The organism is Candidatus Neomarinimicrobiota bacterium, from assembly GCA_022573815.1.
Taxonomy (GTDB): domain Bacteria; phylum Fidelibacterota; class SORT01; order SORT01; family SORT01; genus JACZTG01.
On the sequence record JACZTG010000026.1, the window covers coordinates 1 to 26,121 of the forward strand.

Sequence of the window (26,121 nt, forward strand, 5' to 3'; positions counted from 1 at the left end):
CTGAACGGGCAGGTGATGAACGCATAGCAGGACTCTCATACCTTGAAAGAGCGGAGATATTCCACCGGAAAGACGATATAGACGAAAGTATCCTCCTTGCAACGAAGGCTTTCAAGATATTCACGGAGATGAAAGACAGGTTAGGCGTTGCTGAAGTATATAAACTGATGGGAATGAACTACAAGAAGAACGGCAGGTTCGATCTTGCTGAAGTATACCTTGGCAACTCCCTAAGGATCAATGAACGTCACGACAACGCGCTGAACAAGGGCGAGACATACCTTGAGATAGCGCGCCTGAAGAGTGAGACCGATGACGCTGAACTGGCAGAGACCAACTACGCCAAAGCGCTTGAATGCTTCACATCTATCGAAGCGCGGCAGAAGATGGCGTTAGTAGCGCAAGAGATGAGCCAAGTAGCCTAACACCCCGATTCCAAATATTTATTCCCCGACGAACTTTCTTGCTTAGAAAGTTTTTTTGCTTTTAGAAGTTAATGTTTATATCCTCTCCCCTTGAGGGGAGTACCTCGCAGAGGGGATGGGTGTAACTGTCTAACGCAGGAGATAATTGAATGAATATCGCGGAATCACACACCCCGTCTCAACTTCCGTTGAGCCACCCCTCTTGATAGAGGGGAATATTGATGTTTTATCCGTGAGGGTAAAGGATTATTGAGTGAGTCGGAGCCACCGCCTTCGGCGGGGCTCCTCGCCTGCGCAGGACATATGCCTGGCGGGCAAGGGCAGTAAGAGGAGTAATACCTTTAGAAATAATTATCCGGAGTATATCAGATATTAGCTAATAATTTAATTAGTAACTAAACTTCGGCGGGAAGTGAGATCGTAAATGTAGTTCCCTTACCGTAAACGGATTTAACTTGAATTGTTCCGCCCATTTCCATCTCAACCACATCACGAACTATGAGCAGACCGATACCGGTGCCGACTCCTTCCTCTTTAGTGGTGAAATATGAATCGAAGATGTTCTGTATGTCTTCTTTTTTTATGCCGATTCCTGTATCAGTTACTTCAATAACTATTGATGAAGTCTCATCATTATATCTTGTGGTTATTGTCAATGTTTTTGAATCGGTCTCTTCCATAGAGTGAGCAGCGTTAATTATTAGATTCCTAAAGACCTGGATAACTTTTTCGCGGTCACCGTAAATAGTAGGAAGCGGTTCATCAAATTTTGTTTGAAGATCAAGATATTTGACATGACCAAGAATTCCGAGAGCTTTAAGAAGCTCCGTGAGAATCAGGTTTATCTTCAAACTTCCCATTTCCGCTTGTGATTGCTTACCGAGTTTCATGTAACTTGCGGCAATTTCTATAATATGCTGAATTTCCTCTTGCAAATCTGTAGCGAGTTCTTTGATTTGTTCTTTATCACTCATGTCTGATATCAACTCGGCTCTTGCGGAAATGATCTGTAGCGGATTGTTTAACTCATGAGCTATTTTAGCTCCCATTTGACCAAGCGATGCAAGTCTTTCTGCATAAGCCAGTTGATCTTTAATGGTGCGTTCCCTTCCATGAAGGGTGTCGATTTCTTTGATTGAAGTAATCAGAGACGCTTCGCTCATCATAAGTTCCCCGAGAGCATCCTCCTGATCGACAACATCTCTGCCGATTAGCAATACAGCATCTTCGTCCGGAACCGGAACATACCAATATTCAATGGTTTTAATTCCTATAATCACTTCGGCTTTCAAGTTTTTCTTTGCCTTAATACATGCAATCATTTTGCTATCATGAATTTCGGGAAGTATTTCTCTCCAATCACCTTTGCCGAATCCCTGTGTTTGCAGTTCATCGTATACTGATTGATTCGCATACAGCAGCATGCCTCCCACACTCACTTTCAATATTATATCAGGATTTAAATCCATTAAACTTGGCAGCGATTTACTCGCTGTTTCACTCTGACCTTTCACCAGGGCAATTTTCAAAATAGAAGCCAGCTGCTCCACAAACTGAATATTGTATTCAGACAAGTCGTCTTTATCGGCAGCATGAACTAAAAACGCCCCGACTATTTTTTCATTGGGTGAAATGGGGACAAAGAATGCGTAATTAATATCTTCCGGGAATTCTGCAAACCATGCGGGAACCATTTTGTTTTTCGAGCTGTCGAAATGAAGAGTGTACGATTGTTCGGGATGTATACCGACTTTACCGGATTCTGTTAACGGAAGTTCAAAGGCAGAAATCTTTTTATCATCCCATCCCATAGAACTGATTATTCGGAGTCTCCCGATTTTATCGTCCATTAATAGGAATGCTGACGCTTTAACATTTAGTGTAGAATGGATGTTTTCGATACAGCTATCTACAGTGCTTTTCCATTCACCTCCCCCGAGAATCATATTACTCACTGCACTGCTGAACGTCTGTGCCTTCAAACGTTCTTTTAAAGCCTGCTCCTCGTATTTCCGGCCTGATATGTCTCTACCGACAGCCATAATCCCCACAAGCTTTCCCTTTTCATACATACGATTGCCGGACAGTTCTAAGGTTATCTTACGTTTTCCCTTTGCAATAACTTCAATCTCGTAATTTTGAATCATAGATTTAGTCTGAATTTTGTCATTGTAAAATCCCATAAGATCTTTCCCGGCTTCATCATCAAATAGTACAGAAAAAGGTTTTCCTATGAGATCTTTATATTTATACCCGAGGACCGAAAGTGAAGATTTATTTGCGTAGGTGATTCTTCCCTCAAGATTCAGTATGAATATAAATTCGTTTACGCTCTCTACAATAGACTCGTAAAGGGCTGTTGATTTTTTAATATCTTGCGGTTTTTTGCCCATATTTTGCGCAGTTATACGTTAATTTCTAAGGATGGGAACATCTTTTTGGGTAGCAACTAACTGTATTTACCTAACTTAAGCACCATTTAGTTGCTTGTTACACCAATTTTACACAAATATTCATCAGAATTCAAGCTAAAACTTGATTTTGTGGAGCAAAGGTGACCAAAAACACATTCTTGATTTTAAGATTTCGGACAGTTTTTTTACTCGGTGATTCGTTTTTATCTCCCCTATAAGTAAATAATATGGCAAAAAACTCTTGATTTATACCCGATTTCTCTCTAAAATCAAACCGTGCCTCAATAACTAATTTGGTATAAATTGAACCTACTGTCAAACCTATCAATTATGGGAATATAAACTAATATGAAACAGGCATTACTTTTAATCGCTCTCCTTCTGATTTCCTGTGGAAAAAATGACAAATCGGGCTCAAAACCAAGCGAAAAAGCATATACCGATGAGGATATTGTTAGCGGAGGTAATCTTATTGTCGGTATAACCGGTGAACCGGACGGTCTAAATCCGCTTACTGCGCACACGAAAAACGCCAAAGACATTATTTCCCTTATTTACAGGCGTTTAGCCGATCTGAACGAAGATTTATCAACTTTTACACCCCAGCTGGCTAAAAGCTGGAGTTATTCAAATGACAGTTTAGCAATTCATTTTCATTTAAGGACAGACGCGCTCTGGCATGATAACGAAAAATTTAACAGTGAGGATGTTCTATTTACTTACAATCTGCAGGTGAATGAAACGCTGGCTTGGGATGGTTATTCTTTTAAAGAGAACATTAGAAGGGTTGTGGCCACCAACGATTCTACAATAGTTTTCCATTTTCGCGAAAAATTGTCCACAATGCTTATGGACGCTGTTGAAGGGTATATAGTACCGGAACATTTGCTTGGTGAAATATCTGTAGAAGAATTGGAAAGCGCTGACTTTAGCAGAAATCCTGTCGGGACGGGTCCGTTTCGATTTTCCGGGTGGAAATCGCAGCAATCTGTCAGGCTCGACAAAAATGAAGATTATTATGTTGAAGGAAAGCCGCGACTTGATGGAATTATATTTCAGGTGGTTCCTGATGCGCTTAATCTATGGCGACAGGTTCGAAGCGGCGATATAGACTTGATGGAATCAGTTCCGCCGGCTGATTTTAACCGACTTACTGAATCATGGAATTCCGGTAATTCAACAATCAAACCATACAGTTTTTTAGGGCGTTCATATACTTATATCGGCTGGAATCTAATAGACCGGGAAAACTATGCACACGTTATGGCGGCAGCCGGAGATGAGGATCCTGATTTGGACGAACTGCTTAAACCGCATAAATTATTCGGCAGTCAGAAAGTGCGCGCAGCGCTGACAATGGCATTGGACAGAGACGCCATATCTCAAGTAGTTAATCAGGGTTTAGCTATTCCCATGCATGGACCCATACCGCCGGTATTGTGGGCGTATAATCCCAATGCAAACTCTATCTGGGAATACGATATAGAAGGCGCAAAAATATTTCTTGAGGATGAAGGCTGGACAGACAGCGACGGCGACGGCGTTATTGATAAAAACGGCGTTAAATTCAGCTTTGAGATGATTACCAACATCGGCAATGAAGTCAGAAGACAAGCATTGACAATCGTTCAGCAGCAGCTAAAAGTAATCGGCGTGGAAATGACTCCGAGGATATTAGAACCCGCCCTCCTTTTTGGAAGAATGTTACCCCGAAGAGAACTTGATGCTGCGCTGTTAGGATGGAGCGTCGGCCTCAAAATGGAGCTAACTCCCCTTTTCCACAGTTCGAGCATTCTTATTCCATTTAATTTTGTCAGCTATCTCTCTCCTGAATTTGATAAATTGGAAAATGCCGCCATCCGCGCAACTAAATCGGATATTGCTCAAAAACACTGGGACGGGATTGCGAAACTGCTGTCGTGGGAATTGCCTTACACATGGCTTTTTTATAATATGGATACTACAGCTCTTCACAGCAGATTCAAGGGAGTTAGTATAGATAAAAGAGGCGCTTTCATCAACATGGAAGACTGGTGGATTCCTCTTGAAGAACGTGCAGATCACGACTTGCTTGCAGATAATTAGCTCCTGATGGTCGCCTATACTATCAGGCGACTGCTGACTGCTATCCCACTACTGCTGCTGGGCATTTCGCTCACATTTTTTATAATTCACATGGCTCCCGGTGATCCGACAGACCGTTTTATTTCGCCGTCCATGAGCCCTAATATAAAAGAAAGTATCACTAAGAAGTTCGGTCTCGATCAGCCGCTCTATTGGCAATATACCTCCTGGCTTAAAAATGTAGTCATTGATTTCGACTTTGGAAAATCATTCGCCAATGGACGTCAAGTATCAGAAATAATTTCAGATGCCATGCCGCCTACTTTGCTTCTTTCTTCATTGTCACTCATTTTCGGACTTGTTTTAGGAACAGTCGCAGGGGTTTACTCTGCCCTCAAAGCGGGAAGCAGAACAGATAAAATAATCACGTCTCTGCTTCTTTTCTTTTATTCGGTACCTGCCTTCTGGCTCGGACTCATATTGTTAGGCATATTTGCCATAGGACTGAACTGGTTGCCCGCATCACAAATCAATTCCATTTTTCATGATCAACTTGGTTTTTTCGGTAAAATCGGCGACTATTTCACGCATTTACTTCTCCCGGTTTTCACTCTTGGTATCACAACAGCGCCGGTTTTTGGCAGGTTCGTCAGGTCGAATATGATTGAAGTATTAAATTCCGATTTCATCATTTCCGCGAGAGCACGCGGGCTGTCCGAACGCAAAGTTATATTTGTTTACGGTTTCAGAAACGCGCTCTTACCTGTTATTTCATTGATTGGAAACTCCATCCCTGCTCTGTTCAGCGGCGCAGTAGTAATTGAGGTTATTTACTCACTTCCCGGAATGGGCCGGGTTATGGTTAATGCCGCCTTAGGCAGAGACTACCCGATGATAATGGCAGCCGGAACAGTAGCGTTCGTCAGTGTCATAATAGGAAATCTTCTCGCCGACCTGGGTTATGCGGCAGCTGACCCGCGGGTCAGACTAGACGGAGACTAATATTGGGCAAGATTAAAATCATACTCAAGGCATTATGGAATAACTCGTCGGGAAGATTCGGATTAGTCATTGTCGGAGCATTTTCCATAATCTCGTTAGGAGCTCCGCTGTTTTCGCCCTTTGATCCTTCAGCGCAAAATTTGTCTATGTCAGTTCGCCCTCCCTCATTTTCCCATCTTCTTGGGACAGATTTGTTCGGTAGAGACTTATTGAGCAGATTGATCTATGGCGCAAGAGTATCAATGGGTATAGGAATCAGCGCGGCTTTCATCGCAGTACTTTTTGGAACATTGGTAGGATTGACAACAGGATTTCTGAAAGGCTGGACAGATAAAATCCTTATGCGCAGTGTGGACATTCTTCTCGGATTTCCAAAATTATTCATCGTTCTGCTCGCCGTGGGATTGGGAACTCCTTCCATTTGGCTCACTGTGGCTGTTTTGGGCGCTCTGTCATGGATGGAGGTTGCCCGAATCGTCAGAGGAGAAGTAATTCTCGTTCGAGAAATGAATTATGTTAAAGCCGCAACCGCCCTTGGATTAAAATCCTCAGCCATAATTTTCCGCTATATATTGCCAAATGTGATAAGTACAATTATCGTCTCAACAACTCTTCTCATAGGAACAATGATATTAGTTGAAGCGACCCTTAGCTTTCTCGGGCTTGGCGTACAACCACCCGACGCAAGCTGGGGAACCATAATGAATCAAGGTCGGGCAGATCCCTTAGGAGCATGGTGGATATCTACGTTTGCCGGATTGTCTATAATTATCACTCTTATCGGATTCAATTTGTTAGGTGACGGCTTGAGAGACATACTTGATCCTCGCCGGAAAACCACTTAGAGCATTCCTGAATGAGCAGATCTGATTTCATATTAAGAATAAAAGACCTCACTGTTAGCTATTCCGGTTCACGCAAATCTATTACCGGAAAACGAAATATCATTAATGCTGTGAAAAATGTTTCTATTAGTATAAAACGCGGTAAAACTTTTGCCATCGTAGGAGAGTCCGGAAGCGGTAAAACATCAATCGCCATGTCCGTCTTGAATTTTGTCAAACCGGCTTCGGGAACCATTGAATTTAACGGAATTAATTTGTGGAACCTTAAAGGCGAAGAGCTTAGAAAAACACGTCGGCTCATGCAACCTGTATTTCAAGATCCCAACAGTTCCCTGAATCCAAGAATGACGTCTGAAAGAACTGTCAGTGAGGGATTGGACCTATCGGAAAATGATAAAGCAGAAAAATCCCGCTCTTTACTCAAATCTGTCGGTCTCGGAGAAGACTTTTCAGATAAATATCCACATCAATTGAGCGGCGGCCAAAAACAACGGCTATGTATCGCCAGAGCTCTGGCGCCGGAGCCTGAACTGCTGCTGCTTGACGAACCTGTATCTGCTCAAGACCTTTCGATTCAGGCTCACATTATCAATCTATTGATGGATATTAAAGAAAAAAAACCTATTACATTTTTACTGATTTCACATGATCTGAAAGTCGTGCAAACTCTCGCCGACAGGGTAGCTATTATGAGAGACGGTGAAGTTATCGAAGAAGCGGATTCTGATGAGCTTTTCTCTAATCCAAGGCATCCATATACTCAACAGCTTCTTGAAAATTCCGGTATCAACTAAAATGTCCAATACCGAAAATATTCTTTCCGTACGCAATCTGAATATCTCAATTTCTTCGGGTAACGGAATTCTCAGGATCATAAAAAATGCTGAATTTGATTTAAAAATAGGTACCACGTTGGGCATTATTGGAGAATCCGGAAGTGGGAAGAGTATGCTTAGTAAAGCATTGCTCAGATTGCTTCCTAATAACTCACAAATTTCCGGAAACATTTTTTTCTCTCCTAACGGGGAAGAAACTCTGGATATTCTGGCGTTATCAGATGGTAAGCTGCGAGCCATTCGCGGAAAGAAAATAGGCTTCCTTTCACAAGAGCCACTCTCTTCAATGAATCCTGTAAGGAAATGCGGTAAACAGATTTATGATGCCCTACCGGGTTTTCGAACAACTGATAGAAAGGCAGGCAACATTCGAGTTTTGGAATTGCTTGAACTGACAGGCCTGAACGATCCCTCATCTGTATCAGATTCTTATCCGCACGAGCTTTCCGGCGGTATGCTGCAAAGAGTTGCCCTTGCCGCCGCACTTGCGGGAGAGCCCGATATCCTCATTGCCGATGAACCTACCACCGCCTTAGATGCAAGTAGTCGCGTTGGCATTATGAAAACAATCGCAAAATTAAAAAAAGAGATGAACCTGTCCACCTTTCTCATTTCCCATGATATAGATTTTATCGCAGATTGGATAGATGATCTGATGGTTATGTACCTGGGGCGGATTGTGGAATTCGGCAGCGCGGAAAAACTGTTTTCATCTCCGACTCATCCTTATACCAAAGCCCTTATGGAGGTATCCAAATCCTACGCACCGAACTCCAGGCCGAAACCTATCCGCGGCGACATACCGTCCTTAGATAATAAAATTAAAGGGTGCAAATTTCACCCACGCTGTGACAGCGCTCAAGATAAATGCAGCATTGAAGACCCCCCTATTGAAAAAGCATCTCACGGAGGACAGATCAGATGCTTTTTCCCAATAACGACCTGATTCGAAACTTTTTCGTTAAAAGTCCGTATTACCATCTATAATTCTTTTATTATGAAAACCGGGAAATGTTAATCGTAGGGAGATTCAATATGAATCTGAAACGAATCAGTCCGATAAGTTATTTATCACTGTTTGCATTAATTGTGTTACTACTGATTCAAGTATCAGGGGCTTATGCGCAAATTCCTGATAAGTTCACTAATTTAAAAGTTCTCCCAAAGGACATCGGTAAAAAAGAGCTTATCGGTCATATGAAAAATGCTGCCATAGGGCTTGGTGTTAGATGCACTTTTTGTCATATTGGCGAGGGCGATGATCTTTCAACTTTTGATTTCGCTTCCGATGACAAGCGTCATAAAGTGAATGCACGGGTTATGTTTAGTATGGTAAAACAGATTAACGAAGAATTTCTGCCGAAAGTCGCAGATAAATCTGAACTCCCTCGTGAAATCAAATGCATCACGTGTCATAACGGTAAAGAACATCCCGAACGGTTGTAAGGACTTTTACTAAATTTTAAATCACTATTACTTTCAGTTTTTGATTAATATAACCAATCAAGCCCTAAATAAAGCTTAAGTCCTTCTCCATCAGTCTTTGAATCCAGCGCTCTGCCCACATCTGCGGCGGCTACAAACGAAGAGTTCAGGGCTACGCGAAATCCTACTCCCACTCCTTGATGCAGTTTATCGTCTTCGGCGCCTATATCGCCGGACGGGAGAATCGGCGTTGAATCGAACGATCTCCCGAAATCATAAAAAGAGCTGAGTGCCGCATATCCGGATGTGAACATCTCACGAAATTTATATCGAAGTTCAATATTGCCTAAAAGGTTATTTCTCCCGAGGATTCGTTGGAAAAGGATTCCGCGTATAGTTTTACCGCTTCCTAATCCATCCACCATTTTAAATGAACTTTCCTGCTGCGAAACGGTAAAGAACGGCGCGCCATCCGACATCAATCTGCCGCTAAATCGCAATGCAAGAGTTAATGAGTTATTCATCGGAATATACCCTCTAAACGTTCCGGTTAGTGAAAGATAGGAAAAGTCATTCCCGGACAGGTTTGGCACCCATCGAATAAGAGCATCAGTCCAAATACCCTGAGAAGGTGAGACCTCATCATCTCTCGTGTCAGCAACCAGTCCGAAAAGGAGGCTATTTTCGTTACCACCCTCGAATACGTTTCGGCCAATCACCGCTGACACTTGTAAATTAGCGAGTAATGTTTCTGTAGAATTTTCTACTAATTCTTTGTCGAAATCGGAGTAATTTATCGTGTCAATTTTCGTGTTGAGAATAGCGATACCGCCAAGCCATCTAAATTTATTTTCGTATATGTTTCCTTGTAATATTGTATTAATGCGAAAATACTTCTTATCGTATTTATAGTAAAATGTTCCCCTGAACAATCCTCCGCTCTTAAAGTCCGTGTACGCTTCTTCGTATCTGGTCTGTGCTCCCCCGAAACCGTGAAACGGCTCTAATTTATTCTCTCTATACTTTATCTCCAGTGTTATTCTGAGATTTTTTGGCAAGAGATATTTACTGTCGAACCGATACGAATACTCCGTGGCACCCCCGGTACTTCGTTTAAAGATAATTCGATGAGATAAAAGATACGGCATGTATTTACTATTACCATTTTCATCGGCCTGCGCTATAATACCGTATCCTAATCCTTCATCGGAACTAAATGAAAGCACCGGCAAAAATCCGAATCTGTAATCGTTGTTATTCAGATCTTTTCCACTATTTTTTTCAGTAGCGGAGATTATATTTGGAATGATTATTATTGCGCTTAAAAGCGCTATTACTTTGAATTTATTCATAAAATGTTTCTGAAATATACCAGACTAAATATATTTTACTTTCGACCATAACACAAGATTTACTTTTCCGTTAAATAAAAAATTATCTGTTTGGTTCACTGAACGGTGTAATTTATATTTATCTTGAAGCCTTATAACATAAAAAAGAAGAATAACGATATTTTGAGATACTAAATGAAAATTGATTCCAATATAATAGATAGTGTCAGCTTGAAAAAAATTCAGGAGCTGCAAAACAATTTTGTTGAAGAAATTATAGAATATTATGTGAACCTCTGCAAACCATCTAAGCTCACCGTCATATCTGATTCGGATGAGGATCTGAAAATGATTCGAAATCTCGCATTGAGCAATAAAGAAGAAACGCTGCTAAATGAGGATGGTCATACCGTTCATTTCGACAGCAATAATGATCAGGCAAGAGATAAAAACAATACAAAGATATTGCTGCCTAAAGGAAAGAGCCTCAGCAAACTGATAAACAGTGTTGATCGCGATGATGGATTGGACGAAATCATGGGATTACTTGACGGCATAATGGCAGGCAAAGAAATGCTTGTCTGTTTTTTCTGCCTTGGGCCTCCTGATTCGAAATTTTCTATTTCTTCGTTACAGATAACGGATTCCGCATATGTGGCTCACAGCGAAACCATTCTGTATCGGCAGGGATATTCTGAATTTAAAAAACTCAATGGTTCCGATAATTTCTTTCATATGATTCATTCGGCTGGAAAACTTGATGATAAACAAAATTCTTTGAACATAGATAGTCGAAGAGTTTATATGGATTTAGAGGATGAAAGAGTTTTCAGCATTAATACCCAGTACGCCGGAAATAGCGTCGGATTGAAAAAACTTGCCCTTAGACTCGCTATCAATCGTGCGAATCACGATGATTGGCTATGCGAACATATGTTCATAATGGGCGTGGTGCCTGAAGGCAAAGATAGGGTAACATATTTCTCAGGCGCGTTTCCAAGCGCTTGCGGAAAGACCTCTACGGCAATGATTCCGGGGCAAATGATTCTGGGTGATGACATCGCATATCTTCGGAAAGCCGAAGATGGAAAAGCTTACGCGGTAAATGTGGAGCAGGGAATATTCGGAATTATTCAGGATGTCAACGCCGAAGACGACCCACTAATTCATAAGACCATCAGATCGCCCGGTGAACTGATATTCTCTAATATTCTTGTTCACGATAAAAATCCTTACTGGCTGGGAATGGGAGAAGACATACCTGACCGTGGTTTCAATTTTGCGGGAAAGTGGGAGAAAAGCGACCGCGATGAAAATGGGAACTCGTTACCGTTTGCTCATAAGAATGCAAGATACACAATCCGTATTTCTGAGCTTTCGAATTGCGACCCTAAACTTCACGATCCGAACGGTGTTCCCCTGTCAGGCATTATATATGGCGGTCGAGATTCAGACACCAATCCTCCCGTAATTCAATCTTTTGATTGGCAACATGGTGTATTTATGGGAGCAATTCTCGAATCTGAAACTACCGCCGCAACATTGGGGGCAGAAGGAGAAGTTAAACACAATCCAATGGCCAACTTGGATTTCCTCGTTGTACCTCTGGGAACCTATATCGAAAATCATTTAAAATTCGGCGAATCATTAAGCGATACTCCTCTCATTTTTTCCACCAACTATTTTCTTAAGGAAAATGGAGAATTCCTCAACGAAAAAATAGATAAAAAAGTCTGGCTAATGTGGATGGAAGGTAGAATACACCACGAATTCGATGTTTTAAAAACACCCATTGGATTTATTCCCATTTATGATGATTTAAAAAATTTATTTTCTAACATCTTTCAAAAAGAACTTTCCGAAAATCTCTATGAGAAATTATTCTCGATTCGCATCAAGAAACTTTTAGACCGGATGGACAGAATTGAAGCCGTCTATAATGAAGAGTCTGATTTACCAAAAATATTTGTTGATGAAATTATCGCTCAAAAGGAACGATTGTCGGATGCAATATCAAAACAGGGCAAAGATGTAATCTCGCCCTTTGAGTTCATCTAAGACTTAAGACCCGATTAATCTTTAAGGCGGAGCCCTTCCGAAACAAAAATGGGTTCCACCAACTCGAATAGCCATTGAACAGCAAACGCTAAGAGCGCCGCCGGGATAGCGCCTTGCAGAATCAATCCGGTATTATCGAGCCGTATCCCCGTCAAGATAGGTTGACCGAATCCTCCCGCTCCAATAATGGCTCCAAGCGTGGCGGTTCCTACGTTTATTACAGCCGATGTTTTTATTCCGGCTAATATTGAACGGGACGCAAGAGGCAGTTCTATTTTCTTCATTCGAATTCCTGCCGGAAGTCCAAGGGCTTCCGCGGATTCTCGTAGCGGAAGCGGCACATCTTTCAATCCCGAATATGTGTTTCGCACTATCGGAAGAAGGCTGTATAAAAAGAGTGCGGCAATAGCCGGTTTCGCGCCGATACCTAACAACGGTATCATAAAAACTATCAATGCCAATGAGGGAATTGTCTGTATAACGCTGACTACTCCCAATACAATCTGTCCGATTTTCTCCTTTTTATAGGCTAATATTCCAAGTGGAATAGCGATAATTATCGCCCCGGTCAGCGAAATCAAAACCAGATACAGATGTTCGTAACTGTTCTTAATCACTCTATCTAATATTGTTACTTCTTTGAAATTCGTTTGAATTCCGAATTTCTCATACAAAAAAGTTGCAGCCGCTTGGCCTTCAGACACACCGTCAATTTTCACACTCGCATTCAGGAAAACCATTTCTGCTTCCGTGATAGCTCCCTCAAGCCGGAGGAGTGCGTTGATCGCCTCCGGCGCTCTTTCAAGCAATTCCTCTCTATATAGAAATACAGAGTAATACTCAGGAAAATGGATAAGATCGTCTTTCAGGGATTTCAATTTATAATAATCAATTTCCGCATCGGTAGCATAAAGATCTATTACATCAATGGAACCGTTTTCTAACGCCCTGTAACCAATATCGTGATCCACACCCCGAACATTTTCTTGCGGTAGACCGTACCGATTGCGTAAACTTGGCCAACCATCTCCCCTGTCCATAAATTCATTACTAAAGCCGAATTTTAATTGAGGATGTTTCCGTAAATCCGAAATTGTCTCAATATTCAAACTCTCCGCAACAGAACTCTTCATCCCGATTACATACGTATTATTGAATCCAAGCGGTTCACTCATAAGTATACCCCGGCTCGCAAGATGCTCCCGAATGTCGCTGTCCTCAGATAAATTTTCCTCTGCCAAAATCTCCTGCATAATTGTTCCCGTATATTCCGGATAGATGTCTATCTCACCGTTGAGGAGCGCATTGAAAAGAATTCGGGTGCCTCCCAGTTGATCTCGATGATGCGCAGTGAACCCTGAGCTTCGCAGAAGATGAGAAGCTATTTCGCCAAGTATGACAGATTCGGTAAATTTTTTCGATCCTACTGATAAAGAGTTTTCATTGTTTTGAGCATAAGATGTTTCAGTTGAAAACGGATTAAGTAATAGAATAGCCGTGCAGAGCAGTCCAGTTACATTGTCTGTGATTTTTATTTTCATATCAGTCTCGAAACCGCTGCGCATTTATGAAGCGACTTACAAACTCTTCCGAAGGATTGTTTATCATCTCTTCAATCGTTGCCTGCTGCACTATTTTGCCGTCTCTCATCAGAACCACTTCGTCCGCAAAAAAACCGGCTTCGTTTATATCATGCGTTACCAACACAACCGCTTTACCAAGCGATAGAAATATTTCTTTTAACTCGAATTGTAGATCCGCTCTTATCATCGGATCAAGCGCCCCGAGAGGTTCGTCCAAGAGAAGTACGCCCGGGTCGAGCATCAACGCGCGCATAAGACTTACCCTCTGTTTTTGCCCACCGGAAAGCTGAAGCGGAAACCGTTGAAGCGCCTCTACGGGAAAATGCGTTAATTCCGCTAATTGATGCAATCGATCCTCAATTCGTTTTTCTTCCCACCCCATGTATTCCGACAGTAAGGTCACATTTTGTCTAACGGTCAGGTGTGGAAATAATCCGCCATCCTGTATCACATAGCCTATCTTCCTGCGAATTTCCAGCAAATTATCGTCTTGGATAAGTTCGCCGTCGAAATAGACTTCACCTGAATCTTTTTTCACAACCCCGATGATTAAACGGATGAGCGTTGATTTTCCACAACCGCTGGGCCCCACTAACACCTTGGTCTCTCCTGTTGATATAGTGAGGTTAACGGGAGAAAGAGCTCGAATCTTTCCGTAATTTTTTGAGATGTTTTTTAATTGAAGCATAATTCTTATATAACAAAATCACATTCATCTTATAATTTGTCAAGCAATTTCGGATATTGTAATATGTCTTACAGTTAATTTGCGCAGTATTATTGAATTTCATATCATTATTATATTTATAATATATAACTATATACGCTGGATATGATTTTTTTCCGAATAACCAAAGTTAATACAATGCTGGAGGTTCTATGAAAAATAAAGGTACTATCTTAGGCGTCTTTCTAATTTCGTCTTTTCTCTTCTCATCCTGTAGTATGATGGCAAAAATGATGGGTATGGAAGACAAAATGAAAGCGATGGAAAATATGGACATGGTCATGGCTATGAGTTCTTCTGAAAAGATGAGCCATATGGCATCAAAAACATCGGCGGCGTTAAAACAAGGATCGGCTTTGTTCAGTGATCCTTCCACCGGTGGCGGCACGAACGGACTTTCTTGTAATTCTTGTCATCCGGGCGGCGGCACCACAGGCGGAGAAGCACAGATTCCGATGCGTGAATATCAGATACCGGTACCATCTTTAGTTGGCGCAGCCAGTACATTTCCGAAATATAAGATTCCAAATAATGCAGTCATTACGCTTCAACAGATGAACAATAATTGTATTAGGATGTTCATGAGTGGTAAGGGATTGGAGCTCAACACACCTGAAGCATGGTCATTAGAAGCCCACGTAGCGTCCCTCAGTAATGGTGAGGAAGTGCATGTCGGCGGAATGATGAGCCAATAAGAAAAATTTATGGAGGTTATATAATGATAATGAATACAATTTCGTTCAGGTTATTTAGCGGAGCTCTCGTATTGATTTTATTTGCATTTGGATGCACCGGTACCACAGCTCGCTACAAAGCTGAAGAGTATGGACCACGCCACTCCGGGAATATGGAGTTGGCGCTGGCGAATATTGATAAGGCTATGGGAGATATGAAAGCCGCAAAAATGAATGCTATGAAGGTTCAAAAAGCTGCTCTCAATGACGGTAATAAACTCTTTAACGATACCGGACTTGGCACAAATGGACTCTCGTGTAATTCCTGCCACCCCAGCGGCAGCACTACCGGCGGAGAAGCAGAAATTAAGAAAAAGATGGGACATGGTCCATTTAAGATACCTATCGCAAACCTTGTAGGCGCATCAGCCAGATTTCCTAAATTCAAGGTTCCTAACAATGAGGTTATCACGTTAGCCACCATGAATAACAATTGTATTAGAATGTTCATGAGTGGCAAGAGGCTTCCTCTGGACAGCCCGGAATCATTCAATTTAGCTGCCTATGTTTCATCCCTCAGCAATGGTGATGAAGTTCAGGTTGGCGGAAATATGGGCAAGTAGCTCTTTAATTTTAAGAGATAATTTCTACCGTTTTAATCACGTCAATTACACTCCACAATTGTGGAGTGTAATTGTTAATAGGGGAATATTTAATGGGTAAGAGTTTTTCAAGGTCATCATTTTGTAGTTTTCTGCTATTTGTAGTGACTATAATTATACCTTTTACTGCTATTTTCGCAGCAGGCAAATCTGATGAAAAACATCTAGCTGCGGCAAAACGATTTCTGAACAGCGACATAGTGCAGGAAAAAAATTGTTTTATTTGCCATACAATCGGAACCTCCGGAGGTACAGTCGGGCCGATTCTAAATCAGGTATCCAACCGCCGCTCTCCCGAATGGTTGCGTAAATGGCTGAAAGACCCGAATAAAGTGAAACCGGGCACAAAAATGCCTAACTTTGAATTTTCTGATGATGAAATAGAAACCATAGTTGGATATTTTAAATATATGAAACGTGACATTGACAGCGAGCAGATTTTAAACGATCATTCAGACATTCAGAAAGCAGGTGGAGAACTCTTTAAGGCATACGATTGTTTGGCGTGTCATCGGCTTGGAAAAACCGGTCGCTTCACAGGACCAAACCTCACATGGATTGGAGTGCGTAAGACAAGTGATTGGGTAAGCGTATGGCTGAAGGACCCTCCCGCGTATAAACCGGATACTTTTATGCCCAATTTCAAGCTATCGGATGGCGAGATTGATGCATTGACTCATTATTTGGCATCCCTTAAGGGGAGCGAGAATGAAGCTGCGAGAGATTGGGAATCCATTACCGCATTCTTCCTTGATGCGCGTCCACGCGAAAGAGGCAGACTTGTGGCCGATCGGTTAGCCTGCTGGAGCTGTCATGGTCCCGCCCTGGACGAAGGGGTGGAAAATCCCAACGCTCAGCCTGATGGATTTGTCCCTGCCATAAACACGTCTTATTTTGATTTTGAAGAAGAGGATCTTATTGCAATCATCCTCGAAGGTTCAACTCCTCTTAAAATTGAGCCGAATGGTGAAACTCCACCATTCAGTTGTCCGCCGTGGGAAGACGCTTTGAACGAATTAGAAATAGCCGATTTGCTTTCATATCTCGATAGTATTGTACCCGAAAGCTCGAAATGGGGTTTTGAATAACCCTCCTTAGGAGAAATTAATGTTAAGAAATATGTTTGTCGCGATCTTTGTTATCATAATTCCTGTTTTTCTATTTATAGGATTTCATGGAAGCCTTAATGCCGGCGAAATAAAGATTGTTGAAAATAGCAATAGCGCCGCCCTCGCATCAGGTTCTGTTTCGGGGATAATAAAATTTGATGATAATTATCCAAAAACCAAGCGGATCCGTGTTTCAAAAGATAACGAAATTTGTGGTAATATAAAGAAATCTAAACAGTTTATCGTAAACAGAGAAAATAAGGGCTTGAAAAACGTCCTTGTAACTATTGAAGGAGTCAAGGGCGGGAAAAAACCATCCCCTGTCGAAGCAATATCTGTTGAACAGGCAGGCTGTTCATATTCTCCACATTTTCAGGTGGCGGAATTAGGGGCAGACGGCATAAAACTTACGGTGATAAACAAAGACGGGATTTTGCACAACATTCATTCCTACTTAGGGAAAAAAACTCTTTTTAATATTGCTCAACCGAAATTTAAAAAACGTCTTTCAAAAAAACTCACTGAACCCGGTGTTGTTAAATTCAAATGTGATGTGCACAATTGGATGGAAGCATATGTTGTAGTTTTGAAGGATCAGCCGTATTACTCGGTTACCGATGTAGATGGAAGATTCAGCATCGATGGTATCCCGCCGGGAACATACACCGTCAAAGCATGGCACGAAGCTCTGGGGAATATGGAAAAAACGGTTGAGATCGCGTCAGACGCTATAGCTGAACTTGATTTTGTGATTAAACCTAAGGGTAAGTAAAAAAGAATATTTCTTTAAACTCTGCCTAATCAATTTATCAGTTAGGCAGAGTTATTCTTTGATTTGTAGCTTTTCTCACATCCTTTACTATTAGAAATGTTAATTTTTTAGATTATACTATCTGAATTAACTTGAAATCGATTGGAATCTGAAGATGAACGCTGTATTTAGACTATTTAGAAAGATTTTGGATATTCGAAAAGGTGAATGGGGAAGTGTGTTTCTGATGTTTCTTTATTTCTTCATGATCATAGCCTCATATTATATCCTTAAACCTGTCAGAAATTCCCTTTTTTTAGAACAGCTTGGCGCACATAATTTGCCATGGGTTTATATAGGTACGGCAGTTGTTATTGGATTTATAATTCTTATCTACAGCAAACTTTCTCAATTGGTCTCACGAAATATTTTAGTGCCGGGTACAATCATATTTTTTGTTTTTAACCTGCTGTTTTTCTGGTGGGCATACAAACAGGATTTCGTTTGGTTTTCCGCCGTTTTTTATATTTGGGTCAGTATTTATTCGGTACTGCTTATTTCCCAATTCTGGATAGCTGCCAACATAATTTATTCCTCATCACAGGCGAAACGACTTTTTGGAATTATCGGAAGTGGTGGAATTCTCGGCGGAATCGCGGGTGGTGCAATCACTAAGGGATTGGCAACCACCATAGGTACCGATAATTTAATACTTGTGTCCGCGGCTGTTCTTGGAATAGTGGCGACCATAGCTTCCATCGTACACATTAAATTCTCCGGCGAATACTCTGATGAACGTATAATATCAGCGGCTGATTTATTCGAAGTAGATAATAAAAAAACGGTATATCAGTCTATCTTGGAATCTCGTCATTTACAACTAATTGGTATAATAGTTAGCCTTGGTATGGTTGTTTCAAGTTTGGTGGATTATGAATTTAATACGATTATCGAAAATTCTTACAGTTCCACCGATAGCAGGACAGAGTTTTTTGGTTCATTTTTTGCCTCTATGAATATGGTATCGCTTATCATTCAACTTTTTCTAACAAGTTTCATTCTAAGAAAATTCGGGATTGGCATATCGCTCATGATATTACCAATTATTCTATTACTCGGGTCTGCTTCGTTACTGTTTCAACCCGTTCTGTTGTCTGCAATATTTATTAAGCTTTCGAGCGGCAGTATAAAATTCTCGCTGGATAACTCTGTTCGGGAAATAGTCTATATGCCTATTCCGATGCAGGTAAAGTTGAAAGTAAAACCCTTTTTAGATATGTTTACACAACGATTCACCAGAGGAATCGCGGGTCTTTTGATAATTGTGGGTACCAAGTTCTTCGATTTAAGTATCAGACATTTTGCGGTTATGTCACTGATTATTATCCTATTTTGGATTGTTGCCACATTAAAAATTAAGAAAAAATATATTGATTCAATTCGCAACCTTCTTAGAAATAAAAATGTTGCGGCTGAGAATGCTGCTCTTCACACTGTTGACGCATTGACCTGCAAGGCAATTTCGGAATCGCTAAGCAGTCCAGATGAAGAAACTGTGTTATATGCGCTAAAGATGCTCGAATCATCATCAGATAAATCTATGGTACCAAAACTAAAACCGTTGTTATCGAATTCCAATTCTGATATTCAACATCGAACAATTAATCTTTTAACACAGATTGGGGATTCTACACTGCTTCCTGAAGTGGAAAAACTCATCAAAGCCGAAAATTACGGTGTTGTATCAGATGCTATTCTTTATGTATGTATGTTTTCTGATGGCGACGAGGAAGCTGTTCTGCAAGCTTTTCTTGATAGTTCGGACATACGTATTAAATGTGCTGCCGTAGTTTGTATGGCAAATCATGCCGCAAAAGAAGATTTATATAAAGTTCAAAAGTTCATTGATTCTCTTTTATCCGAAACAGGAACGGATAAAATTCTTATTCGAACGGAACTCGCACGTTCTTTCGCGGTCATTAAGACTCCATCGCCTATACATGATAATCTTATTGATCTTCTTTTGGACGATGAAGTGGTCGTGAGAAAGGCAGCTATTGAAGCATCGGGGAAGATATTAAATCAAAACCTTATTCCGAATTTAATCGAAAATCTCACCGATAAAAAGACACTAGCTTCGGCAAGGTTAGTACTTGTTAAGTATGGTACTGATGTTATCGAAATGCTTGCTGAAAAACTTCAAAATGATTTTGAGGATATTGAGTTGCGTGGTTCAGTAGCACGTGTCTTAGGCAGAATTCCGAATAAGAGAGCAGTTGATGTGCTTCTAAATAATCTAAAGCATGATTCTCCTCTGCTGAGATATAACGTAATCAAAAGTTTGAACAAACTGCATAACAGGTTTGATTACCTAAATATTGATTCGAATGTTTTGCACCAAGCTATATTAGGTGAAATTCATTATTATTACATACTACTCAGAATTATTTCCGACCACGAAAAGAAAGAACAAAAAGATATTAAGACTGATTTATTATTTCATACTCTTCGCACTCGCTTAAATTTCTCTTTTGAACGCATATTCCGACTACTTGGTTTATCAAATGATTCTTCTGACATTTATCGTGCGTATTATGCAATTGTGCAAGGTGATAAAACAATGAAAGCCAATGCTTATGAATTATTGGACAATATTCTTGATATAGAATTGAAAGAAATTATATTAGACCTTATTGATAATATTTCCGATTCGCAAAAGATAGAGAACGGGAAAAAATATTTTAACATTATACGCAAGCCTTTTACCGAAGATGTTCGAGATTTATATTCTCAGCCGGATACATGGCTGAAGATGGCTGTTCTCTATACAATTGGCTCAAGAAAATTAAACGACCTAAGATCAATTACAGAAAACGGATTAAAATCGGATAACCCTTTAGTCAGGGAAACCGCTGAATATTCACTCGAACTGCTAAAGATGGCATAATCAAAGAAAATAATTCAAATAATCAGAAAAAATTTTCTACCGCTATAGAGAAAATCCTTTTTTTAAAGGGGGTAGATATGTTTTCCGACACCAATCCCGATGCACTTTTACAGGTAGCATCAGTGTCAGATTCGATTACGCTCCCGGGAAATGAAAATATATTTCGGGAGGGAGATACTTCCGTATATCTTTATCTTGTAGTTTCGGGCAAGGTAAAAATTTCACGGCAAGATAGAGAAATATTCATTGCTCATCCAAATGAAAGTTTTGGCCTCGTTGGCCTCGTTGAAGAAAAACTTAGAGCAACGTCAGCAACCGCTACAGAGGAAACAAATCTTCTTCGTATTAATTACGCAGATCTTTTCGACCTGATGGAAGATTATCCCTCTATAACCCGGGGAGTTTTGAGGGGCGTTTCTGTAATTCTGCGTAAACTTTTATAAAATCAATCTTTATATTTGAATGATAAGCTTACTTTAGCGCGGTAAGCCGTTACTTTGCCGTCCTCAACTCTCAGATCAAGATCTTTTATTTCAGCCACTCTCAAGTTCTTAAGACTTTTCCCCGCTCGCTCAACAGCGTTTGTAGCTGCCTCTTCCCACGATTTACTGCTCGTTCCAATCAATTCAATAACTTTATAGACGCTGCCTGACATAGTGTATCTCCTCTTTTAATCGTTTAACTTAGATATTCACGTTCATCTTTTAAGAATAAATAATCTGCTTACAACTTAATCAATAAATATAACGAAGCCGCGGTATTAAAAAATTACTCCACCTCGGCTTCCTTGATTTTGATTCTTTATTCACTATTTATTATTTCAACAATAACATTTTCCGCGACCGGACAAAGTCACCGGCAATTAACCTATACAGATAGACTCCGCTGGAAACTTTATTCCCGGTAATGTTCGTACCATTCCAGCTCTTCTGGAAATATCCTGCCTGAACGGTTTCATCATCCCAACGCATCACCACCTGCCCGTTAAGATCATAGATCACCAACGAAACTTTTCCGGGATTTGGAAGCGAATAATTGATGCTCGTAACCGGATTGAACGGATTAGGATAATTTTGCGCAAGAGCATATTCAGTTGGAATTCCGAATCGCTCACCGTCAATACCAACTATGCCTGATGAAATTTCAGAAGTGAAATCGCTTTCATTACCGTTAAAATCAAATGATGTTAACCTGTAATAGTATGCTGTTCCCTCAAATATATCCGAATCCACATAGAATGAATCCGTCGTAGTAGCGAAATAATCTTGTAAAGACGGATCGAATCCGCTTACCTCATTTCTATAAATTGCGTAGAAGTCAAAATCTTCATCCGCGATTGGACTCCAATTTAGAACTAACCCCTCCGCTCCCATTCCTGCCGCAACCGCAGCTGGCGCCGACGGCTTCAAATTATCCACTGAATAGCTACTGTCAGACTGAGAAAATGCATGGTTAAGCGGATTTACCGGATGTGCTGATACTCTGATTACTGAATAATTTATCCCGGTACTGTTAGAATCTTCTAAAGTATGAATCAGGAACTTATACTGCGAATCTTGGATAGCGTCAATTGATCCTATTCCGATCCACTCCTCATGGTCATTGGTATTGCCTCCTAATTTCATGGAATGCGCTACATTCTTTTGAATTATCGGAGATGTAATAATGTTTGAGGTCTCATCCATTGCTTTTATTAAAACTTCGTTTTTATTGAATGAGCTGCTTGCCGGTACATCATTTCTCAGCCAGATACTATAACTAACCACCGGAGTCGAGCTTAAGGAGTTATCGTCAAGAGACGCATTCCACGACACTGTTACCCAACCACCTTGGTCATTCGGAACATCATCAATGGAGGTTATAACCGGTGGGTCAATAGGAACAAAATCATCAAATGATACAGAGAAATCAGCTGTCATTAAATTCCCGGAAGCCGATATATTTGTAACAGCTACTTTTGAAATATCGGATGAATAATCATCGCTATTGGGTGTGCTGAAAAAATCAAACGAGATGTTTCCTGTAACTCCGGGATATGGGTCTCCATTGTCTCCAAAATTACCAACTGGAATTTCTAATTCCCAAAGCCCATCAGCCTGCTCCAATGCCACTCGATAATGTCCTGAAGAAGTAAACCCGGGATACCATTCATCATTATTTGATACTGTTGCAACCGCATCATCTACATGGTAAATTAATAATCCATCACCCGGAAGAGCCGCGTCATAGCTTACCGGCTGTCTGTTTTCTACAAGAAAATATTCATTCCCACCTACTCCGTCGGTCCAGAGTCTAAATACCAGTGCACTGTCTTCAACGTTTGCTATAACAACATCACTATCGTTCACCGCTATATCTGTTGTTGTCACATAACCCATTTCAATATGGCTCCATGCGTCAGGAAATGCCGGCGTACCGCCTAAAACTCCATTCCAACTACCGCCAGCCATCAGGCTCCATCTGCCAAGCCCACCTGAACTATTATCAGTATCATATAGGTCAGGCAGTCCGAATAACGCGTGACCCAGTTCGTGTGCATAAACTCCGATGGTCATATCCCCGGGAGTATCCCAATATTCCGGCTCCATAGAGTATCGCCATACTAACACGCCATCAAGAGATTGGGGTATGCTTGTTACCCACGCGTGTGACCATATATCATCATTGCTATTCGTAAACTCCGCCCCGGGACCGGCATGGATTATGAATAAAGCATCGACATAACCGTCAGAATCATTATCATACAAAGAAAAATCCACTGATGCATCAACAACTTGGACAATCTCTTCAACAAGTTTTTGCGCATTTTTTGGCCAAGATCCAAATCCGTTTTGACCATCCACATAATACGAGTATGCCGAGTCAGCTCTCTGCCATCCAAGCGCACTGGGAAGATTAACCGTAACAATATCAAGATTCCCATAGCTTACATCATTGAAATAATCCCTCAATGAGACTACGCCGCTTGCGAATAAGAGAGAATCAAAATATGTTGATGCCACCTGATAAGTATTATCTGAAAAATCTACTACTATTGCCAGTGCATTTGTTGAACCTGTTGGCACAAGCGCCAGCCCGAATTGGGAGCGAGTATTTCCGGGCGCTCGCCAGGGCATACTAATACCCCGTTCCATTAAGCTTTCTTTGTTTGCAAGGAAATACGTTTTTTTTATTTCTCCTGCTCTAATTTTCTTGAGCAAATTCGGATGAGGCGGATTCGTTGCTAATAGCGTAGAGCTAAATATTATAATATTTAGTACTATTGGTAATATCGCCTTAAAAAGAACACTGCCATATTTATTACTCATTTTAACACCCTTGAGATAGTTTAAGCGCCTACTCGGAGTGCATATTGCAATGAGAGTTGCAATAATGCGCTTTATCACGTATCAATTTAATTTGTTACCATTGCAAGTCAAGAAAATAGTTATTCTCTGAAAATGAATACATTACTGCTTAAAGAGGATTATTTCTGTTATTCGAGGCGTAAATAAATAATTCCTGTTTCACTACTTATATCAGTGTAGAATCACTTAAATTTTAATTTTTTTGTAGGCTTAGCCGGTTCAAAGGCATAATCTAACTGAACGTTCTTTTCTTCTCCTATAGTCACTTCTGAGCTTTTTTCTCCGAGACTCTCCTGCCAAAAATTCAGCGTGTAAGTGTCCGGCGGAATACCATCCAATATATATTCTCCCTTTTCATCAGTGACGGTGTAATAGGCATGCTCCACTACTATAATCCATGCGCTCATCCAGCCGTGTACATCGCATCGAACCTGAACTTTTTCAGGCTCTGTGAAGGTCATCTTTATCGTTTTTTTAAAACGCGGCTGCGCTAAATTGACAGGCTTATTTTTGACTCCATAGGTATGAATATTATGAAGGATTTTATCGTTATTCAATATTTTAACAGGCATGCTAACGGGGACTATGAGAACGTGAGGATTATAGGCGCATACCTTCTGGTCAAGAATAAACTCTGCTCCTAACGAATCAATCGGTTTGCCTCCTTCAACCCCCTCAAGCCATACGACTACATTCTTTATACCGTTTTCTTCGCCAACTATAAGCCGATCATCGAAATGATCCACTTTTGCGCAAATTTTAACATCCTTTATTACCATTAGCTTTTGTGGTTTGGGAGCTTCGCCGAGATAGCTGATTTTACCGCTTATAGTTCCCGTTTCGATTGGGTTCAGAACTGATTCGGCTGAAGTGTCTTTCTCCACTCCAGCCGAGATCATTATGCTTATTAATAAAAGCGAAAGCAATTTATTTCTTAAGTACGCTTACTTTTCCATAGGGGGCATATCAGGTGGAGGTATTGGCAACGGAACGCCGTTGCTAACCGCTGGAAGCGATTGCAAATACGCCCAGATAGCTTTCAAATCATCGTCAGTAGCCAATCTAATAATTTCCCAGGGCATGGGAGATAATATCATTCGCCCGTTCGGTTGTCCTTGATGTTTACCGGTTCTAAGCGCCTGAATGAATGCTTCTTCCGTCCATTCTCCTAGACCGGTAGAATCATCGGGAGTAAGATTTGACGTAAAACTGACTCCCCACGGGCCAGCCCACGCAGTCAACATGGCGCCACCCAAAACTATTGCATGACGTTGTTCCATGTCCGCCGGTGTCCATTCAGGATACGGCATTCCCGCTGGGTGACCTGACAAGAAACTGGTGGAATCCAACATCGGCACTCCATGTTCACCAAAAACTTTTGGAGTGTGACAGTTATGACAACGCATAATGGTGGTGAGATATCTACCTCGCTCAACGGGATCCGGCATTTCCATCATGGCACTGTCATCTGCCATTTCTGTATGTTTTTGAGATGCAGAACATGCCATTATCAGCATGATAAAAAATGGTATTATAAATAGAATTTTTTTCATTCCCGGCTCCTTATTTATTAGTAAATTAGTAACTTTCGATCTGTTGATATATTCAATGACCTGAATTGGAACTTCAACAGTCAATTAATAAAAAAATAAAGATTTCCGCATATTATAAGTATGCGGGAACATAATATAAAACTAAAATAGAACCATTCTATAAATATTACTTAAAATAATTAATTTAAATAAAATGCGAAAATGCCCCTTGAAAATCCCGGAATCTTCAAGGGGCTTGTGAAATATTAGAAATTTTATTATTTATCGATTGTGATAATCTGATCAAACTTTATCTCGAAATTAAGTATCCGTGACTCCCCCTCTTCTCCACGTAAATTAACTCCGGGAATTATCAACCTGTAATCTTT

22 protein-coding genes are annotated in these 26,121 nt (G+C 40.8%); 14 read left to right on the forward strand and 8 right to left on the reverse strand.

Annotated features, from left to right (window positions below; genetic code table 11):
• On the forward strand, positions 1-425 hold a 425-nt coding region (locus IIB39_09225; GenBank protein MCH8928882.1), incomplete at its 5' end, for a tetratricopeptide repeat protein.
• Positions 426-820: 395 nt separating this feature from the next.
• On the opposite strand, the gene IIB39_09230 is transcribed toward IIB39_09225, so the two are convergent.
• A complete protein-coding gene (locus IIB39_09230) occupies positions 821-2,818 on the reverse strand; it encodes a PAS domain S-box protein (GenBank protein MCH8928883.1) in 1,998 nt (665 codons plus the stop codon).
• Between the two features lie 369 nt (positions 2,819-3,187).
• Here IIB39_09230 and IIB39_09235 point away from each other — a divergent pair, with 369 nt between their 5' ends.
• The 6 genes from IIB39_09235 (at position 3,188) to IIB39_09260 (ending at position 9,032) form a co-directional block, all read left to right on the forward strand.
• On the forward strand, positions 3,188-4,924 hold the full coding sequence (locus IIB39_09235; protein MCH8928884.1) for a hypothetical protein: 1,737 nt from the start codon (positions 3,188-3,190) through the stop codon (positions 4,922-4,924).
• Positions 4,925-4,930: 6 nt separating this feature from the next.
• On the forward strand, positions 4,931-5,905 hold the full coding sequence (locus IIB39_09240) for an ABC transporter permease (GenBank protein MCH8928885.1): 975 nt from the start codon (positions 4,931-4,933) through the stop codon (positions 5,903-5,905).
• Positions 5,906-5,907: 2 nt separating this feature from the next.
• Entirely contained in the window at positions 5,908-6,750 is an 843-nt protein-coding gene (locus tag IIB39_09245; protein ID MCH8928886.1) for an ABC transporter permease, read from the forward strand.
• 11 nt (positions 6,751-6,761) lie between these two features.
• Positions 6,762-7,544 (forward strand): ABC transporter ATP-binding protein, encoded by a 783-nt coding sequence (locus tag IIB39_09250; protein ID MCH8928887.1) that lies wholly within the window; start codon positions 6,762-6,764, stop codon positions 7,542-7,544.
• Between the two features lies 1 nt (position 7,545).
• Positions 7,546-8,532, forward strand: coding sequence for an ABC transporter ATP-binding protein (locus IIB39_09255; GenBank protein ID MCH8928888.1), 987 nt, complete (start codon positions 7,546-7,548; stop codon positions 8,530-8,532).
• Between the two features lie 89 nt (positions 8,533-8,621).
• The gene (locus IIB39_09260) at positions 8,622-9,032 is read left to right on the forward strand and encodes a c-type cytochrome (GenBank protein MCH8928889.1); all 411 of its coding nucleotides are present in this window, start codon (positions 8,622-8,624) and stop codon (positions 9,030-9,032) included.
• Between the two features lie 44 nt (positions 9,033-9,076).
• On the opposite strand, the gene IIB39_09265 is transcribed toward IIB39_09260, so the two are convergent.
• Entirely contained in the window at positions 9,077-10,363 is a 1,287-nt protein-coding gene (locus tag IIB39_09265) for a BamA/TamA family outer membrane protein (protein MCH8928890.1), read from the reverse strand.
• A gap of 174 nt (positions 10,364-10,537) precedes the next feature.
• On the opposite strand from IIB39_09265, the gene IIB39_09270 reads away from it, so the two are divergent.
• Positions 10,538-12,400, forward strand: a complete 1,863-nt coding sequence (locus IIB39_09270) for a phosphoenolpyruvate carboxykinase (GTP) (GenBank protein ID MCH8928891.1) — start codon at positions 10,538-10,540, stop codon at positions 12,398-12,400.
• Between the two features lie 14 nt (positions 12,401-12,414).
• On the opposite strand, the gene IIB39_09275 is transcribed toward IIB39_09270, so the two are convergent.
• Both IIB39_09275 and IIB39_09280 read right to left on the reverse strand, forming a co-directional pair.
• Entirely contained in the window at positions 12,415-13,941 is a 1,527-nt protein-coding gene (locus IIB39_09275; GenBank protein MCH8928892.1) for an ABC transporter permease subunit, read from the reverse strand.
• Position 13,942: 1 nt separating this feature from the next.
• Positions 13,943-14,671: an ATP-binding cassette domain-containing protein gene (locus IIB39_09280; protein ID MCH8928893.1), complete on the reverse strand. Its 729-nt coding sequence runs from the start codon at positions 14,669-14,671 to the stop codon at positions 13,943-13,945.
• A 191-nt stretch (positions 14,672-14,862) separates the two neighbouring features.
• Between IIB39_09280 and IIB39_09285 the strand changes: the two genes are divergently transcribed.
• The 6 genes from IIB39_09285 (at position 14,863) to IIB39_09310 (ending at position 21,296) form a co-directional block, all read left to right on the forward strand.
• A complete protein-coding gene (locus IIB39_09285) occupies positions 14,863-15,405 on the forward strand; it encodes a hypothetical protein (GenBank protein ID MCH8928894.1) in 543 nt (180 codons plus the stop codon).
• A 23-nt stretch (positions 15,406-15,428) separates the two neighbouring features.
• On the forward strand, positions 15,429-16,007 hold the full coding sequence (locus IIB39_09290; GenBank protein ID MCH8928895.1) for a hypothetical protein: 579 nt from the start codon (positions 15,429-15,431) through the stop codon (positions 16,005-16,007).
• A 92-nt stretch (positions 16,008-16,099) separates the two neighbouring features.
• On the forward strand, positions 16,100-17,134 hold the full coding sequence (locus tag IIB39_09295; GenBank protein ID MCH8928896.1) for a c-type cytochrome: 1,035 nt from the start codon (positions 16,100-16,102) through the stop codon (positions 17,132-17,134).
• Between the two features lie 19 nt (positions 17,135-17,153).
• The gene (locus IIB39_09300; GenBank protein ID MCH8928897.1) at positions 17,154-17,927 is read left to right on the forward strand and encodes a hypothetical protein; all 774 of its coding nucleotides are present in this window, start codon (positions 17,154-17,156) and stop codon (positions 17,925-17,927) included.
• 154 nt (positions 17,928-18,081) lie between these two features.
• Positions 18,082-20,853: a HEAT repeat domain-containing protein gene (locus tag IIB39_09305; GenBank protein ID MCH8928898.1), complete on the forward strand. Its 2,772-nt coding sequence runs from the start codon at positions 18,082-18,084 to the stop codon at positions 20,851-20,853.
• Between the two features lie 77 nt (positions 20,854-20,930).
• Positions 20,931-21,296, forward strand: coding sequence for a cyclic nucleotide-binding domain-containing protein (locus IIB39_09310; GenBank protein ID MCH8928899.1), 366 nt, complete (start codon positions 20,931-20,933; stop codon positions 21,294-21,296).
• A gap of 2 nt (positions 21,297-21,298) precedes the next feature.
• Here the strand turns inward: IIB39_09310 and IIB39_09315 are convergent, their stop codons facing one another.
• The 4 genes from IIB39_09315 to IIB39_09330 form a co-directional block, all read right to left on the reverse strand.
• On the reverse strand, positions 21,299-21,508 hold the full coding sequence (locus IIB39_09315; protein ID MCH8928900.1) for a dodecin domain-containing protein: 210 nt from the start codon (positions 21,506-21,508) through the stop codon (positions 21,299-21,301).
• Between the two features lie 160 nt (positions 21,509-21,668).
• Positions 21,669-24,161, reverse strand: a complete 2,493-nt coding sequence (locus tag IIB39_09320; protein ID MCH8928901.1) for a M6 family metalloprotease domain-containing protein — start codon at positions 24,159-24,161, stop codon at positions 21,669-21,671.
• A gap of 221 nt (positions 24,162-24,382) precedes the next feature.
• Positions 24,383-25,099, reverse strand: a complete 717-nt coding sequence (locus IIB39_09325; protein MCH8928902.1) for a hypothetical protein — start codon at positions 25,097-25,099, stop codon at positions 24,383-24,385.
• 45 nt (positions 25,100-25,144) lie between these two features.
• A complete protein-coding gene (locus tag IIB39_09330) occupies positions 25,145-25,753 on the reverse strand; it encodes a diheme cytochrome c-553 (protein MCH8928903.1) in 609 nt (202 codons plus the stop codon).
• Between the last annotated feature and the right edge of the window lie 368 nt (positions 25,754-26,121).